Annotated in this window: 19 protein-coding genes; 2 read left to right on the plus strand and 17 right to left on the minus strand. The window is 56.3% G+C overall.

All coding sequences use genetic code 11. From position 1 onward, the window contains the following. The first annotated feature begins 25 nt into the window (after nt 1-25). Nucleotides 26-619 carry a hypothetical protein gene (locus SCD_RS13240; RefSeq protein WP_009207564.1) on the plus strand — a complete coding sequence of 198 codons (594 nt, stop codon included), beginning with the start codon at nt 26-28 and terminating at the stop codon, nt 617-619. A 24-nt stretch (nt 620-643) separates the two neighbouring features. On the opposite strand, the gene SCD_RS13245 is transcribed toward SCD_RS13240, so the two are convergent. The 9 genes from SCD_RS13245 to SCD_RS13285 all read right to left on the minus strand — a co-directional run bounded on the left by SCD_RS13245 (nt 644) and on the right by SCD_RS13285 (nt 7,568). Further along, a complete protein-coding gene (locus SCD_RS13245; RefSeq protein WP_009207563.1) occupies nt 644-1,057 on the minus strand; it encodes a hypothetical protein in 414 nt (137 codons plus the stop codon). Then, nucleotides 1,054-1,959 (minus strand): type II secretion system protein, encoded by a 906-nt coding sequence (locus SCD_RS13250; protein WP_009207562.1) that lies wholly within the window; start codon nt 1,957-1,959, stop codon nt 1,054-1,056. The genes SCD_RS13245 and SCD_RS13250 overlap by 4 nt, the downstream gene beginning before the upstream one ends. 2 nt (nt 1,960-1,961) lie before the next feature. Further along, complete coding sequence (locus SCD_RS13255; protein WP_009207561.1) at nt 1,962-2,459, minus strand: type IV pilus modification PilV family protein; 498 nt, start codon at nt 2,457-2,459, stop codon at nt 1,962-1,964. Further along, nucleotides 2,449-2,871, minus strand: coding sequence for a GspH/FimT family pseudopilin (locus SCD_RS15885; RefSeq protein WP_009207560.1), 423 nt, complete (start codon nt 2,869-2,871; stop codon nt 2,449-2,451). The genes SCD_RS13255 and SCD_RS15885 overlap by 11 nt, the downstream gene beginning before the upstream one ends. 227 nt (nt 2,872-3,098) lie before the next feature. Next, a complete protein-coding gene (locus tag SCD_RS17030; RefSeq protein WP_009207559.1) occupies nt 3,099-3,491 on the minus strand; it encodes a type II secretion system protein in 393 nt (130 codons plus the stop codon). A 25-nt stretch (nt 3,492-3,516) separates the two neighbouring features. Next, complete coding sequence (locus tag SCD_RS17035; protein WP_041673511.1) at nt 3,517-4,011, minus strand: type II secretion system protein; 495 nt, start codon at nt 4,009-4,011, stop codon at nt 3,517-3,519. A gap of 83 nt (nt 4,012-4,094) precedes the next feature. Next, the gene (locus tag SCD_RS13275) at nt 4,095-4,616 is read right to left on the minus strand and encodes a hypothetical protein (RefSeq protein WP_148290788.1); all 522 of its coding nucleotides are present in this window, start codon (nt 4,614-4,616) and stop codon (nt 4,095-4,097) included. A gap of 14 nt (nt 4,617-4,630) precedes the next feature. Continuing rightward, a complete protein-coding gene (locus SCD_RS13280; protein ID WP_009207556.1) occupies nt 4,631-5,860 on the minus strand; it encodes a type II secretion system F family protein in 1,230 nt (409 codons plus the stop codon). Between the two features lies 1 nt (nt 5,861). Beyond that, a complete protein-coding gene (locus SCD_RS13285; protein ID WP_009207555.1) occupies nt 5,862-7,568 on the minus strand; it encodes a GspE/PulE family protein in 1,707 nt (568 codons plus the stop codon). Between the two features lie 73 nt (nt 7,569-7,641). Here SCD_RS13285 and trmL point away from each other — a divergent pair, with 73 nt between their 5' ends. After that, nucleotides 7,642-8,106, plus strand: coding sequence for a tRNA (uridine(34)/cytosine(34)/5-carboxymethylaminomethyluridine(34)-2'-O)-methyltransferase TrmL (gene trmL / locus SCD_RS13290; protein ID WP_009207554.1), 465 nt, complete (start codon nt 7,642-7,644; stop codon nt 8,104-8,106). A 236-nt stretch (nt 8,107-8,342) separates the two neighbouring features. On the opposite strand, the gene SCD_RS13295 is transcribed toward trmL, so the two are convergent. The 8 genes from SCD_RS13295 to SCD_RS13330 are packed head-to-tail and all read right to left on the minus strand — an operon-like array spanning nt 8,343 to nt 15,021. Then, nucleotides 8,343-9,326 carry an NAD(P)H-dependent glycerol-3-phosphate dehydrogenase gene (locus SCD_RS13295; RefSeq protein WP_009207553.1) on the minus strand — a complete coding sequence of 328 codons (984 nt, stop codon included), beginning with the start codon at nt 9,324-9,326 and terminating at the stop codon, nt 8,343-8,345. Beyond that, complete coding sequence (locus SCD_RS13300; RefSeq protein WP_023507025.1) at nt 9,323-9,790, minus strand: SH3 domain-containing protein; 468 nt, start codon at nt 9,788-9,790, stop codon at nt 9,323-9,325. Before SCD_RS13300 ends, SCD_RS13295 begins: the two co-directional genes overlap by 4 nt. An 8-nt stretch (nt 9,791-9,798) precedes the next feature. Next, nucleotides 9,799-10,263, minus strand: coding sequence for a protein-export chaperone SecB (gene secB, locus SCD_RS13305; protein ID WP_009207551.1), 465 nt, complete (start codon nt 10,261-10,263; stop codon nt 9,799-9,801). A gap of 47 nt (nt 10,264-10,310) precedes the next feature. Continuing rightward, complete coding sequence (gene trxC, locus SCD_RS13310) at nt 10,311-10,730, minus strand: thioredoxin TrxC (RefSeq protein ID WP_009207550.1); 420 nt, start codon at nt 10,728-10,730, stop codon at nt 10,311-10,313. An 18-nt stretch (nt 10,731-10,748) separates the two neighbouring features. Further along, complete coding sequence (gene grxC / locus SCD_RS13315; protein WP_041673512.1) at nt 10,749-11,006, minus strand: glutaredoxin 3; 258 nt, start codon at nt 11,004-11,006, stop codon at nt 10,749-10,751. Nucleotides 11,007-11,008: 2 nt separating this feature from the next. Continuing rightward, a complete protein-coding gene (locus SCD_RS13320; RefSeq protein ID WP_041673513.1) occupies nt 11,009-11,422 on the minus strand; it encodes a rhodanese-like domain-containing protein in 414 nt (137 codons plus the stop codon). Nucleotides 11,423-11,481: 59 nt separating this feature from the next. Then, complete coding sequence (locus SCD_RS13325; RefSeq protein ID WP_009207547.1) at nt 11,482-11,700, minus strand: YgaP family membrane protein; 219 nt, start codon at nt 11,698-11,700, stop codon at nt 11,482-11,484. Between the two features lie 60 nt (nt 11,701-11,760). Beyond that, a complete protein-coding gene (locus tag SCD_RS13330) occupies nt 11,761-15,021 on the minus strand; it encodes an efflux RND transporter permease subunit (RefSeq protein ID WP_009207546.1) in 3,261 nt (1,086 codons plus the stop codon). Between the last annotated feature and the right edge of the window lie 5 nt (nt 15,022-15,026).

Raw genomic sequence — 15,026 nt, forward strand, 5'->3', positions numbered from 1 at the left:
AATGCTGGTGGTGGCAGGATAGTAGGTGTTGATTACCGTGGCTGCGGTGACGCAAGCCGGTGAGGAGGCAACTTCTGTCAAAGTCCCAAAATTTGTCGCACCGGTTACGCCAGCCATCGTCGCCGTACCCGTTTTGGTAATATTGCCGCTCGCCAACGGCGAGCTTGCCGTAGGGCGAACTCGAATGTTTTGCCAGGTCAATGAATTTGTTCTTGAGCTGGCTGCCGTAACTGTGAAAGTGATTTGCGTTGCAGTAACCGTGGGCGCCGGTGCTGCGGCTGTGCCCGTAGGTGTGTCATTAATGTTTCTTGTATTGGTGTTGTTGCCGGTAACCACCACGCTTACAGCAGCTGCCGTATCAAATTCAAAACCGCTCGGCGCATTGAGAATGATGGTGCCTGTCGAAACCTCCCCTGAGCTTGCCTCGTCATACACCGGACCGCTCAACGATGTCCAGGTGCCGGCCGCGCTACACCCAGGAGCCGTGTTTGAAGGAATCGCGCTTCCTCCTGTTGAGGCAGTAACCGTACCCGCATTTGCGATCCCTCCAAAGATGCAGCTCGCCACAAAAATCAGGAGCAAGCCCACCCAAGTTGCTTGGGCATACCTGCGACCATGACTGCCCATCTTCCCTTCAAATCGATCAGAACTCGATAAACGCATTGACAACCCTTTCGGTATAACCAACGCTGCCGACACCACCCCCAGCCGTCGCGGTGGATTGCACCCAGTAAACAGTCTTGCTGTCCGAGCCCTCGGTATAGATATTGGCCGCACAGGTTACAGTAACGGAAAATCCATCCAAGGTGTACGAGGTTGGAGAGGCCGGACATGCCGCGGCTGTATTAATGCTGGCCGCCACCCACTGAACGCCGGCCTTGGCTATCCAATAGGTTCGTGTACCCTGGATATCCTGTGCCGATGTCAGGTGCTGGGTATTCGACAGGGTCAGCATGAATGCCCCCAACGCCGACAGGATCACCAACAGGAAAATCGCCGAAACGATCGCAAACCCACGTTGCGAGCATTTCGTGAAAAAGATGCGCTGTATGTTCATGGCGTATTGTCCACATGAACTTGATGATACAGCTGCACACTCTCGCCGGACTGCGTCATTTCCAGCGAAATGGAAACAATACCGAAGCGACTCAGGCCGGTACTGGATCCAGGCGCTTCGTAATGAAGGCTACACGAGGTGACGTTCTGGGCCAGAATGGCGCTTGCCGCAACCGGGGCCATAGTCGGGCAGTCTGCCGGTTGCGCCCAGGCACCAGTCAGCTGGCGCGAGTAGCGGTAAAGCACGCCACCGCTGCAACGATAAGCCACCACATGCTCGTTGGCAGGGATCACCTGGAAACGATAGGCAGGAGACTCACTGGGTAGTTGCTTGCGATTGAAGGGTGTCGCCGTCCCAGTGCCGACGAAGGTAATGGCCGTGGTATTGGCGGTGCCACCTGGCTCGACGACGCCGGCCACCTGGATGGCATTTGCACCAAGATAGGCATTGCCGCTAGCGCTGCCATCGTTGTATACCACCACCACATCGCCGGCGGCAATCCGGTCCGCTGCGGGCAGCGTACTATTCAGCCAGAGCATGTCAAAACTTGCATCGATTACGCTGAAATCCAGCTTGTCGCCGCTGCCTGTTGCACCCTCCTCATTCACACGGTAACGTCCGCCGATCTTGGTCGGCATGAATTCGAGACACTGGTCAGTTCCGCTAGTGGGATTGCGCACGCTGTTAGGCAGCGCCAGACGAATATCGCGCGCCATGCGCCGCACCACGGTATCGGCAACATCAGTAAGCTCTGCCCGGCGGGCGGAATCGAAATAACTATCCACGGGGCTTTTGATGAATACCGCTACCATGCCGGCAAGGATGCCAGTAATTACAATCACCATGACCATCTCGACCAAGGTGAAGCCGTGCTCGGCAGGAAATGGTTTGGGGTCTATCATTTTCAATAACCAGCCCGATAGCCGGAAAGTTGGATGGTGTCGCCACTACCCGCAACCGTTACTGTAATTTTCTTCATGGCAACGGCGTTCACGGTCACACTTGCCACCGCTATCGTGGCAGAATAAGCCGCAAGCGATGCGATGGAGCCCGCCCCCAAAGTGGCGTTGCCCTTGATGACAGCGGTTGCCGGTACGCCATCGAAACAGGCATAGTCATCAACATCGTCATATTGCAAACGCCCGGCGCAAGTATTGAAATCTGCCTCGGCAAAACCGCCCGCGGGATTGACATAGTCCTTAGCCAGCACCTCTTCCAGAATCGCCTCGGCCATGGCCATCGCCTGCTTGCGCACCATGGGGTCGGCGCTGGATTTCACGGTTACATTCATCACCGACAGAATGCCCACAATGGACACACTGACGATGACGATAAAAATAATCAGCTCGATAAGCGATATGCCTCGTTGCTGCCGCCAACACCTGATGGGGTCAGTAAACATAACCGGTCACCGCATCAACCTTAATACCACTGCCGTCAGGAAAGGAAATCGATACATTCGCTGCCTTATCCGTTGCTCCGGAGGCTAGAAACGTAAAACTGCCAACCGTGGCAGACAAGCCCGTTCCACCCCGTGGCGCGGAAGGAAAGGCAAGCGCCGAGTTGCAGGTAGTGGAAGGGGGTGCCGTGCCGGCAATCATCATGGTCACCCCCGTGGCGTTGAGCGTTACACAGACCGAGCGCCGCTGGGCAATCGCGGCTTTTTGCGCGTAACGCAGCAGGGACATGGTTTCATCATGAAAACCTCGCGTCTCAAACACCGATTGATCCATGAAACGCGGAATCGCCGCCACAGCCAGCACACCAATAATGATCAGGATAACAATTAACTCAACCAGAGTGAAACCACCCACTCCCCTCTGCAACGCGCAAGACCTTCGCATCAAGTGATTTGTATCAAAACTCGGACTTGGCAGATAGTTATCTCGCATCGCTTTTATCTCATCCCGAACAGCAACCCGGCACGTTTATCAAAGCAAAAAAAGAGCGCTTTCGCGCTCCTTTAATCGCACTGCGCCAGAAGCGCAGTTAGCCCACAAATTAACTTGCAATTGAAAACAGTGGGCACCCCTTTGTCTTATCAATTACCGGCGGCAATGCCCGTGTAGGTTTTAGTAGCGCTCCCATCCGTCTGAGTAACGGTACAGTTCGCCGTAGCACCGTTGGTGGTGGTAAGGGTAGCTGCCGCAACTGTATAGCCGCTCGGTATACCCCCCTGCATGAGAGTTGCAGTGTCAGAGCAGTTGCTAACTGCGACGCACTTGTTAGCAGCAGGTACGTTTTTCACAGCCGAACAGCCTGCATAATTGATGGCCATTGCAGACGCCATCCCTCCTGCCACTCCACCTAATGCTGCAGCTTTCGCCTCAGTTGAAAGATCAATAAACTTCGGCAATGCAGTCGCCGCCAAAATGCCCAGAATCACAATCACCACCACCAGTTCAATCAAGGTAAAACCCGATGCTTTTTTCATTTCACTTCTCCTAAAAAATCAGTAATTAGCAATCTGTGACATCAATAACAATCGCAGGTGCAGTGACTACCCCAGCTGCTGCCGTCGCCTCCGTATAGGAAATTTGGCAGTTCGCCGCAGTTGTCGCTCCAGCTATCTGAATGATGGTTGGGTTGACGCCAGAGGAAATGGTCACGCCATCCGTACTTGCTGAGAGTTGCGCGGCCTGAATAATCCCGGTGCCAGGAGCCGTGCTACGCGATGGATATTGGTTAATCATCGCGACTGCTGTCCCTTCCATGGCAGCAGTACCGGCCGCAGTTGTACAGGTTCCACCCGCCACAATTCCGGACAAGTCCAGCAGGCACCTGGCGTGCGCCAGGGCCGAGGCCGAACGAATAGCGCCATACAACCCCTGGGCTTTGGCAATGCGCGCTTCCCGCTGCATCGCCACATAACGAGGCAGAGCTGTCGCTGCAAGAATCCCGAGTATCGTGATCACCACCACCAGTTCAATCAAGGTAAAACCTTGTTGCTTCATTTCCTTATCCCCCAAGCCTGAATACCATTATCGGCGTATCTGCCGAAAACCTGAGCCAAAACTCTATGCCTGCTCTCGCCCAACTAAAACCACTTGTACGCCTCGATTAACGACAGTTTAATCCCCGATGGCGGCATCGGGGAAGCCCTTAGTTTCATATCATCAGGAGATTTATCATAAATCGCCATAACGCTAAAACGCACTTCCCGCCGGCCACGACTATCCGGCACAAAATATCGACCCCGGTTCACCCGGTACACCAGCACCCATGCGCTCCTGTCGTAATACCAACCGTCGCGCGGTTGTGTATCCGGCGGGGCGCCATCGAACTCGCCGAGATAATTGGCCGGCTTCTGTTCCAGCCAGGTCATCGGATTCTGCTTTTCCATGGCGGGCATTTCCCGCATCCGCCCTTCCACCATCAAGGTGGCCAGTTCCATCCGCAAAGCGCTCTTCAGGGTGGCAGCGGTATATTCCATATTGGCCTTTTCCACCCACTCCTGGTAGTAGGTCATGCGGTCCAGCAAAATGAATACCAGAACCCCCAGCACCGAGATCATCAAGGCAAATTCCAGCAAGGTCGCGCCTGCAGATTTCCGCCACACCGCCGGCTCCCCCATTATTTGTGCATTGCCGCCTTGCCCAGATCCCATATCGGCAGGAACACCCCTAGCGCCAGGATTAACACCAATATACCCAATCCGACTATCAAAATCGGCTCGATCTGCGAGCTTAAAGTTTTGACCTCATAGTCCACCTCACGATCATACATTTCGGCGATTTCCTGCATCAGGTCATCCAGTTCGCCGGTCTCCTCCCCTACCGCAATCATTTGCAACACCACCGGTGTAAACACGCCGGAAGCAACTGCCGTTCGCAATACGCTCTCGCCCCGCTCGATGCCTTCGCGCATCTGATTGATATGTTCTGCAATGTAATCGTTGTCCACCACCTGCGCCACCACGGTGAGTCCTTGCACAATCGGCACGCCACTTTTGCTGGCGAGAGCGAAGCTGCGAGCAAATCGCGCCAGCGTACCCTTCAACATTATTTTGCCGGCGATAGGCAAACGCAGCTTGAACTTGTCCCACTGGTACTTGCCCGAAACTGTGCGAATATAAACTCTAAAGCCTGCAACCGTGGAAATGGCTAGCAATAGCAGCAACGGCCAGAAACGAACAGTGAAATTGGATCCGGCGATCAGCAGTTGGGTCATGAACGGCAATTCCGCATTAAACCCGGCGTACACTTTGGCGAAAGCAGGAATCACGAACAGGTTGATTATGACTATCGCGGCGATCATCGCGATGACCACAAACATCGGGTATCGCAAGGCGGCTTTTACCCGCTCACGGGTTTCACGCTCGAATTCCAGATGGTCGAACAGCCGCAGGAATACCTGATCCAGCATGCCGGTCATCTCACCCACCCGTACCATGCTGATGTAGAACGATGAAAAAACCTGCGGCTGGCGGCTCATGGAAACGCTCAGTTCGCGTCCGCTGTCCAGACTTTCGCGCACATCCTGCAGCACACTGGCGAACGCCTTGTTCGTAGTGGACTCCTGCAGCCCCGCCAAGCCGCGCATAATAGGCACACCGGCCTTGAGCAGGGTATACAGCTGGCGGCTGAACAACTGCACATCCATCGGCCCCACCTTCTCAGCGAATAGCTGTTGCAACCAGATGTTTGCGCTATTCCCTGCGGTGACCGCTGTGGGGGTGATTTCGACTGGAGTCATGCCACTGCTCACCAGTTGGTCGGCCACCGCGCTACTATCGGCGCTTTCCACCACCCCTTGGGTCAACTCGCCGCGAACGTTGCGCGCCTTGTATGCAAAGAAAGGCACGTTAATCCTCGAACTGATTGCTGATGCGCATCGCCTCGGCCACCGAGGTTTTGCCTGCAATGACCAGAGCCACGGCATGCCTCCGAAGCGTTTCACCCGCCATCTGCTGGCGGGCTGATTTGACGAATTGCCCCGGATCATGGTGACTGATCGCGTCAACAAGGGGTTCACTCATTTCCAGCATTTCATATACACCGACCCGCCCCTGGTAACCGGTGCCATTGCAGCGCGAGCAACCGCGGCCATGCATGTAGGCATGCTGATCCACCCCTTCACCCAATTCAAACTTCAGAAACTCATGCTCATTGGGCCTGAGTGCGTAAGGTTTAGTGCAGCTCTCGCAGATCACACGAACCAGGCGCTGTGCCAGCACGACTTGCAATGAAGTCGCCACCATATAGCGCGGCACCCCCATGTCGAGCAACCGGACCGGTGTGCTTTCGGCATCGTTGGTATGCAGTGTGGATAGCACGAGGTGACCGGTCATGGCCGCGCGCAAACCGATTTGAGCGGTTTCCTGATCGCGCATCTCGCCCACCAGGATGACATCCGGGTCTTGACGCAAGGTCGAGCGCAGGACACGGGAAAAAGTCAGGTCTATTTTTTCGTTGACCTGGATCTGGTTGATCCCTGGTAGACGATATTCCACCGGGTCTTCCACGGTGATCAGCTTTCTTTCCAGCGAATTCAGTTCAGCCAGAGCACCGTACAGCGTGGTGGTTTTGCCGCTACCGGTAGGGCCGGTGACCAGCACCAAACCGTTGGGACGACGAATGATGCTGCGGAATCTTTCCAGCATCCCGACCGGCATGCCGAGGTGATCCAGCGCTAGCATGCCGCCGCTCTGGTTGAGAAGACGCATCACCACGGACTCGCCATACTGGGTAGGCATGGTTGAAAGGCGCACATCAATTTGTTGCTGCTTGACCTTAATCGCAAAGCGACCATCCTGAGGCAAGCGTTTTTCAGAAATATCCAGGCCCGACATGAGCTTGATACGTAGCGCGAGAGCCGAGGCGATCTTGATGTCGGCCTCGGTTTGCAGGTGCAGCACACCGTCTATGCGGAAACGAATTTGCAGCTTGCTTTCCTGCGGCTCGATATGGATGTCCGAAGCGCGCACCTGGGTGGCATCGTCAAATACCGACTGCAGCAGCTTCACCACCGGCGCGTCTTCCTGGCCGGCGATCACGCCCAGAGCGCCGAAGTCTACGCTCACATCGCCCAGGTCCTGCTCCAGTTCGCGTGCCAGACCGGTGATTTCCTCGGTGCGGCGATACAGCCGGTCGATGGTTTGCAGCAGCAGTTCTTCGTTCACCACTGCCAGCTCGATGTCATTCTTCACCAACCGGGCAATCTCATCGTAAGCGAACAAATCGCTGGGATCCGCCATGCCTATCAGTAGGCTGTTGTCGCCGCGCTGCTCCAGGACGATGGCACGGAATCTTCTTGCCTGGGTCTCCGGCAGAAACCCGACCGCCTCCAGATTAACGTTATAATATTTGAGGTTGATATGGGGGATATTGAGCTGCTTCGCCAGCGCTTCGGAAATCTGCTCTTCCGTGACGTAGCCGTTTTCGATGAAAACACGCCCAAGCCTGCGCCCGGAACGCTTTTGCTGATCGAGCGCAGCGTCGAGCTGCACTTGCGAAATCAGTTTCTGCTGCACCAGGATTTCACCCAGGCGGACTTTTTCCGGCCTTGGCATAACCGCCCCCGTATTTAGAGTAATTTATTAGTTTACGATTCTATACCATTGAAAGCCCTAAAGTAACTATACAATGTTTGATATTGTCCTGTATCAGCCCGAAATCCCGCCCAACACCGGCAACATCATCCGTCTCAGCGCCAACACCGGTTGTAGACTGCACTTGGTCAAACCGCTCGGATTTTCGCTGGAGGATAAACAGCTACAGCGCGCCGGACTGGACTACCATGAGTACGCCACAATAAAAATCCATGAGAATTGGACGGAGTGTCTGGGGCAGCTCAGCGGGAGGCGAATGTTTGCGCTTACAACGAAGGGGAGTATGAGATACAGCGAGGTCGCTTTTCAGCGCGATGATGTATTCGTATTCGGCCCGGAAACAAGAGGACTACCGGTAGATGTCTTGGCACAGTTCGATGAAAGCCGGCGTATCCGCCTGCCGATGCGGGCGGAAAGCCGCAGCCTGAACCTGTCCAACTCGGTCGCTGTGCTGGTGTTCGAAGCTTGGCGCCAGATCGGGTTCGAAGGCGGAGCGTGAGTGCTGAGTGCTGAGTGCTGAGTGCTGAGTGCTGAGTGCTGAGTGCTGAGTGCTGAGTGCTGAGTGCTGAGTGCTGAGTGCTGAGTGCTGAGTGCTGAGTGCTGAGTGCTGAGTGCTGAGTGCTGAGTGCTGAGTGCTGAGTGCTGAGTGCTGAGTGCTGAGTGCTGAGTGCAAAAATTTTACTCTAGACTTTCAACTCGGCACTGTCTTTTTACTCAGGACTCAGGACTATCTTTTCATTCCGCCTTGGGTTCACGGTTAAGCAAAGCCTCCACCGCCTTGCCGGGAGGCATCCCCTCGAACAGCACCTGACACACCGCTTGGGTGATCGGCATTTCCACATTCATGCTTTCTGCCAGACGCAACACTTCGCGCGCGCTATGTACGCCCTCGGCGATATGCCCCAGTTCAGCCAGAATCGTATCGAGCGTCTGCCCCTGAGCAAGACGCAAGCCCACAGTACGGTTGCGCGACAGGTCGCCGGTGCAGGTCAGGATCAGGTCTCCCGCGCCGGTCAGCCCCATGAAGGTTTCCGGCCGGCCGCCCATGGCCACACCGAGCCGACCAATTTCTGCCAGCCCACGGGTAATCAAGGCGGCGCGCGCGTTGTAACCGTAACCCATGCCATCGGAGATTCCGGCTGCGATCGCCATGACGTTCTTGACTGCGCCGCCAACTTCGACCCCGACCACATCCGGGCTTGAATAAACCCGCAGTCTGGGGCTGTGCAACTCCAGCGCCATGACGTGAGCAAAGGACTCGTCGCGGGACGCCAGAGTAAGTGCCGTCGGCAACCCCCTGGCCACCTCCAGGGCAAAGCTCGGCCCGGACAGTGCACCACATTGCGCCTTGTCGCCCAACTCCTCCGCCACCACTTGGTGCGGCAACTTGGCTGTTCCCGCTTCGAAGCCCTTACATGCCCAGACCAGCGGCATTTTTGCGCCCAGTTCGGCCATCTGCCTCACTACCTGCCTGAAGCCTGCAGTGGGCACGACTACCAAGGCCAGATCAGCCTGATCGAGCGCCTGCTCCAGTTTCAGCTCGATCTGCTGGGCATCGGGAAAGGGAAGTCCTGGCAGATAGCGCCGATTCGTACGCTCTTCCGACATCTCGGTAAACTGAGCCGGATTACGTGTCCACAGGTGCACCTCATGGCGTGCTGCGAGACTGATGGCCAGTGCCGTTCCCCACGCGCCGGCACCCAGCACGGCGATCTTCATGAGCCCCAAACCTGACTAGCCATGATGAAGCCGACCTGGCCGTCGCGGTGGCGTACTTTCAGCCAGCCGGTTGAACCGTGCTCAACCAGTTCCAACGCGACGTCGCGCTCTGCCTGAAAAGCCAGCGGCGCATTAAGGTCTGCAGCCTGGCGGACGTCGGCACGAGCTACCGTCACCACCACCATGCGCACATCCTTCAGATTTTTCTTCTCGACCCAGGCCAGTTCGCCGGCACTATCTCGCACCTTGGCCCACTGATCGAGGTTGACGATAATTTCAACCGGATAATATTTGCCGACCACGAACAGACGCTTGGCCTGCGTCGAGGGGGCATCGTACAGAATGGCGCGCTCCGAGCCGATGGAACGATAGTCCAGCGCCTGAACCGCGCCTGTAGCGGAAAAAAGCAGCAGGCCCAACCCGATGAGGCGAAATAACCTCCTCAACGTCTGGACCCTGCCCATCACAACGATCAGTGTGTCGTTGCTGCAGCAGCAGCTTCCGGTTGCTCTGTGCGCTGCTGCTGGTACATCAACTCGAAATTAACCGGATTCAGCAGTACCGGAGGGAATCCGGCGCGCGACACCATGTCTGAAATCGTCTCGCGTACGTAGGGGAACAGGATGTTCGGGCAGGTGATCCCGAGGATCGGCTCCAGGTCAGCCTCAGGAATATTGCGTATCTGGAAAATCCCGGCCTGCGCGACTTCCACCAGAAACAGAGTCTTGTCCTCGGCCAGTTTGGCGGTAACAGTGACTGTCAGCACGATTTCATAGACGCCTTCATCCACTTTCCCTCCCTGATTGTGCAACTGCACATCAATCTGCGGGGTTTCGCGCAGCATGAAAACTTTCGGCGCGTGAGGAATTTCCAGGGACAAATCCTTGACGTAAATTTTTTCGATGGAAAAAGTCGGTTGTTGTTGTTCGTCGCTCATGAAGATCCCTAACTAATAATTAAATAAAGAATTCCAGCTCATCCAAATCAATGTCGCATCAACCAGCTTTTCAAATTCGCAGCATCGAGAGCCCCGGCAACCCGGTCTACTTCAACCCCATTCTTGAACAGTGCCAGGGTGGGAATACTGCGAATGCCGAACTGCTGCGCCAGGGCTTGCTCCTGTTCGGTATTGACCTTGGCGAAGCGCACTCTGGTTTTCATCTCGGCAGCTGCTTGAGCAAATACCGGTGCCATCATTTTACATGGCCCACACCACGACGCCCAGAAATCCACCAAAACCGGCAACTCGTTCCTGGCAATAAACGGTCCGAAACTGCTGGCTGCCAACTCGATCGGTGCACCATCGAGAAGGGCTGCGCCGCATTTTCCACATTTCGGACTCTGCTCCAGGCGCTCATCCGGCACCCGGTTTGTGGCGAGGCATTTGGGGCAGACGATATTCATCGTGGTTCAGACCCAGTGTCACTCAGCCAGCAGGGGAGCCAGACCACCGCCTTGATCGAGCTCGGAGAGGTCGTCAAAGCCACCCACATGGGTGCTGCCGATATAAATTTGAGGCACTGTACGGCGACCGGTTTTTGCGATCATCTCGCCCATCTGGGCAGGATCGAGATCGACGCGAATCTTGTTGATTTCCTTCACGCCCTTAGCCGTCAACAACTTTTCCGCCATCGTGCAATAAGGGCACACAGCGGTGCAATACATGGTTACGTTCGCCATTTTCATTTCTCCATCGGCATATTTGCCCGTTCCCAGGCGGAAATTCCACCTGCCAGATTGTACACTTGCTCAAAACCGTTCTTGCGCAGTACGCTGCATGCACGGCCGGAGCGCATCCCGCTACGGCAGATGGCGATGACCGGGCGATTCTTGTACTTTTGCAGCTCCGCATGCTTGGCCAGCTGGCCGAGCGGAACATGCACCGAATGCGGAATATGCCCGGAGTAGAATTCGCTGTCTTCGCGCACATCCAGCACCACCGCATTCTGATGGTTAATCAACTGTGTCGCCTCCAGAGTTCCGACCGCCTTGATGCCGGAAATGCGGCTATTGATCAACGGCCACAGCAGCATCAATCCGCTAACCAGAACCAGCATGACGATCGCGAAATTATTCTGTATGAATTGCACCCACATGCTCCTTGCGTTTTTGCGTCTGAAAGCTGAGAAGTTTACCAGCAAAAACCTATCGGCGTTCAGCAGGATGCGCAGTCTTCCTTGAAGCCGAACTTCTTTAGGATAGCCACCAGCGGGCAAAGGTTGGTAAATCCGCTCTGGAAGAGATTGGCACCGACGAAGGCGGTGAACCAGAGGAAATTGGCGTTGATGAAAATCGGGCTACCGGAAACACCCAGGCCGAGCGACAGCAGCACAAAAAAACCGGCGACGATACGAACGATACGGTTGATGGTCATAATTCACTTCTCCTTACAAGTTACAAATAAAAAACTTTAACAATGAGCATAGCGAAAAAATCACGCATGCTTGCGGTAGTTGACTGCGTAATACAGCACCGGAATCACCCCCAGAGTCAGCACCGTGGAAACGAAAATACCGAAAACCAGCGAAATAGCCAGGCCGTTGAAAATCGGATCGTCCAGGATGAACAGCGCGCCAAGCATGGCCGCCAGACCGGTGAGCACGATCGGCTTGGCGCGTGTACTAGCTGAACGAATCACGGCTTCCTGAAACACCATGCCTTCTGCCACTTGCTGATTGACGAAATCCACCAGCAGGATGGAATTGCGCACGATGATGCCAGCCAGTGCGATCATGCCGATCATGCTGGTTGCGGTGAACTGGCTGCCGAGCAAAGCGTGGCCGGGCATCACGCCAATGATGGTAAGCGGGATCGGCGCCATGATCACGAGCGGCACCAGGTACGACTTGAACTGCGCCACCACCAGCAAGTAAATCAATACCAACCCGACAGCGTAGGCGATGCCCATGTCGCGGAAGGTCTCGTAGGTGACCTGCCATTCCCCGTCCCACTTGATACTGTAGCCGGCGTAATGGTCGTCCGGCTGCCGGATGAAATAGTCGCCCAGAGTCCCGCCTTCGGCCAGTTTCATCCCGGCGATCGCAGAACGTATAGAGAACATGCCATAGAGCGGGCTATCCAGCTTGCCGGCCATGTCGCCGACGACGAACACCACCGGCAATAAATCCTTGTGATAAATGGATTTCTCGCGTGCGAGTTGCGCCACGCTGACCAGCTCCGACAGCGGCACCAGTGTGCCATCCTGCGCCCGCACGGTGAGCTTGAGCAACTCGTCCAGGCTGCTTTGCCGCTCGGGCGCCAGCGTCACGCGCACCGGCACCTCGAACTTGGACTCGCCTTCATGCATCGGGGTCACATCCTCGCCGGACAGCCCCATGCGCATCACCGCCACTACGTCCCTCTGCGCCACGCCCATCAACGCTGCCTTGCCTTGCAGGACACGCAGGACGAACTTGTTCGTGTTCTCCTCGATGGTGTCATCGATTGCCACGATATCGGGAGTTTTAGCGAACTGTGCGCGCACCTGCTTCGCCACCTGCATCTGCCCTTCATAGTCCGGCCCGTAAACTTCAGCAACGATCGGTGACATCACTGGCGGGCCCGGCGGCACTTCCACCACTTTAACCTTGGCCTGATGCCGGGCAGCGATACGCTCGATTTCGGGACGCACACCCGTCGCGATTTCATGGCTCTTGCGGTCGCGGTGGTGCTTGTCTACCAGATTCACCTGTATATCACCCATTTCACTGCCACTGCGCAGGTAATACTGGCGCACCAGGCCGTTGAAATTAATCGGCGAGGCTGTACCGACATACGCTTCGTAGTCGGTCACCTCCGGCACAGTAGACAAATAGCCCCCGATTTCGCGCATCGCCCTCGCGGTCTGCTCCAGCGGAGTACCCGCCGGCATGTCCACCACCACCTGGAATTCGGATTTGTTGTCGAACGGCAGCATTTTCATGATCACGATCTTGAATACCGCCAGCAGGATCGCAAAAACGATCATTCCGATGATCGCCAGCCAGAGCTTCCTGCGGTTCCTCTTGCCCTGCTCGCGATTGAGGAAGGGCGTCAGGCGCGCGCTGAAGAAACCAAACAGCCGGCTCTCTGCGCCGAGTTCGCTATGGCTTGGCGCGTCATGCTTGTGTGCCAGGAGCTTGAGCGCCAGCCAGGGCGTCACAGTAAAGGCGATAGCGAGGGAAATCAGCATGCCAATACTGGCGTTGATCGGGATTGGGCTCATGTACGGCCCCATCAGGCCGGAGACGAAAGCCATCGGCAACAGCGCTGCGATCACGGTCAGGGTGGCGAGTATGGTTGGACCCCCGACTTCGTCCACCGCCTCTGGAATCACCTGAACCAGCGGTTTTCCGGGTTCGAGTTCGCGCCGGCGGTGGATATTTTCCATCACCACGATGGCATCGTCGACCAGGATACCGATGGAGAAGATCAGCGCGAACAGCGACACTCGGTTGAGGGTAAAGCCCCACGCCCAGGAAGCGAACAATGTCGCCGCCAGGGTCAGGGTTACCGCCATGCCGACAATCAACGCCTCTCGCTTTCCCAGCGCCATCAGCACCAGCAGCACCACGAAGGAGGTGGCGAAAATCAGCTTGCCGATCAATTTCTGCGCCTTGTCGTTGGCGGTTTCGCCATAGTTGCGCGTGACCGTGGCATGGACGCCGTCGGGGATGATGGTGCCGTACAGTTGGTCGACGCGTTTGATGACGCGCTCGGCGACTTCCACCGCATTCTCGCCCGGCTTTTTCGAGACCGCCAGGGTCACCGCTGGGAATTCGCCCTTGCCAGCAATCTTCTTGTCGGCCGATGCCGGACCGGTGCCTAGCCAGACATAACGACTGGGTTGATCGGGGCCGTCCTCCACTCGTGCCACGTCGGCCATGAATACTGGACGGCCCTCGGCAACGCCCACCACCAGTTGCTTGACGTCCGCGCTGCTGGACAGGAAGGTACCCGTCTGCACCAGCACCTCACGATTATTCTTTACCAACGTGCCGGAAGGCTGGGAAGCATTGCTGACCTGAAGGGCATCGCGGATATCCTGGGCGGAAACACGGTAGGCATTCATCCGCTCGGCGTCCATGATCACCCGCACCACGCGGCTCGACCCGCCCAGGGTATTCACTTCGCGCGTCCCCTTGATCCGCTTCAGTTCTATTTCGGCGGCATGAGCTACCTGCCGTAATTCATAGGCACCGCGGGTAGCATCTTCCGTCCACAAGGTAAGGCTGACGATAGGCACGTCATCGATGCCAACCGGTTTGATGATCGGCTCGCCTACGCCGAGATTTGGAGAAACCCAGTCGCGATGCGACTGAACCGTGTCATAAAGGCGCACCAAAGCCTGAGTCCGATCCTCGCCCACCTTGTACTGCACGGTCAGCACCGCCATGCCGGGACGCGACACAGAGTAGATGTGCTCGATGCCGGTAATCAATGACAGCACCTGCTCGGCCGGTGTCGCCACCAGGCTCTCCACGTCCTTGGCGGAAGCGCCGGGGAAGGGAATAAACACGTTCGCCATGGTAACGTTGATCTGCGGCTCTTCCTCGCGCGGCGTCACCATAACGGCAAACAGGCCGAGCAGAAAAGCGATGAGCGCGATCAGCGGCGTCATCTGCGACTGCAGGAAGGTTTTGGCAATACGGCCGGAAACACCCATATTCGGTGATGAGTTAGGGATGATGGGCGATGGAGGGGTGTCTTTACTCATTGCCC

Origin of the sequence: Sulfuricella denitrificans skB26 (assembly GCF_000297055.2) — a bacterium.
GTDB lineage: Bacteria > Pseudomonadota > Gammaproteobacteria > Burkholderiales > Sulfuricellaceae > Sulfuricella > Sulfuricella denitrificans.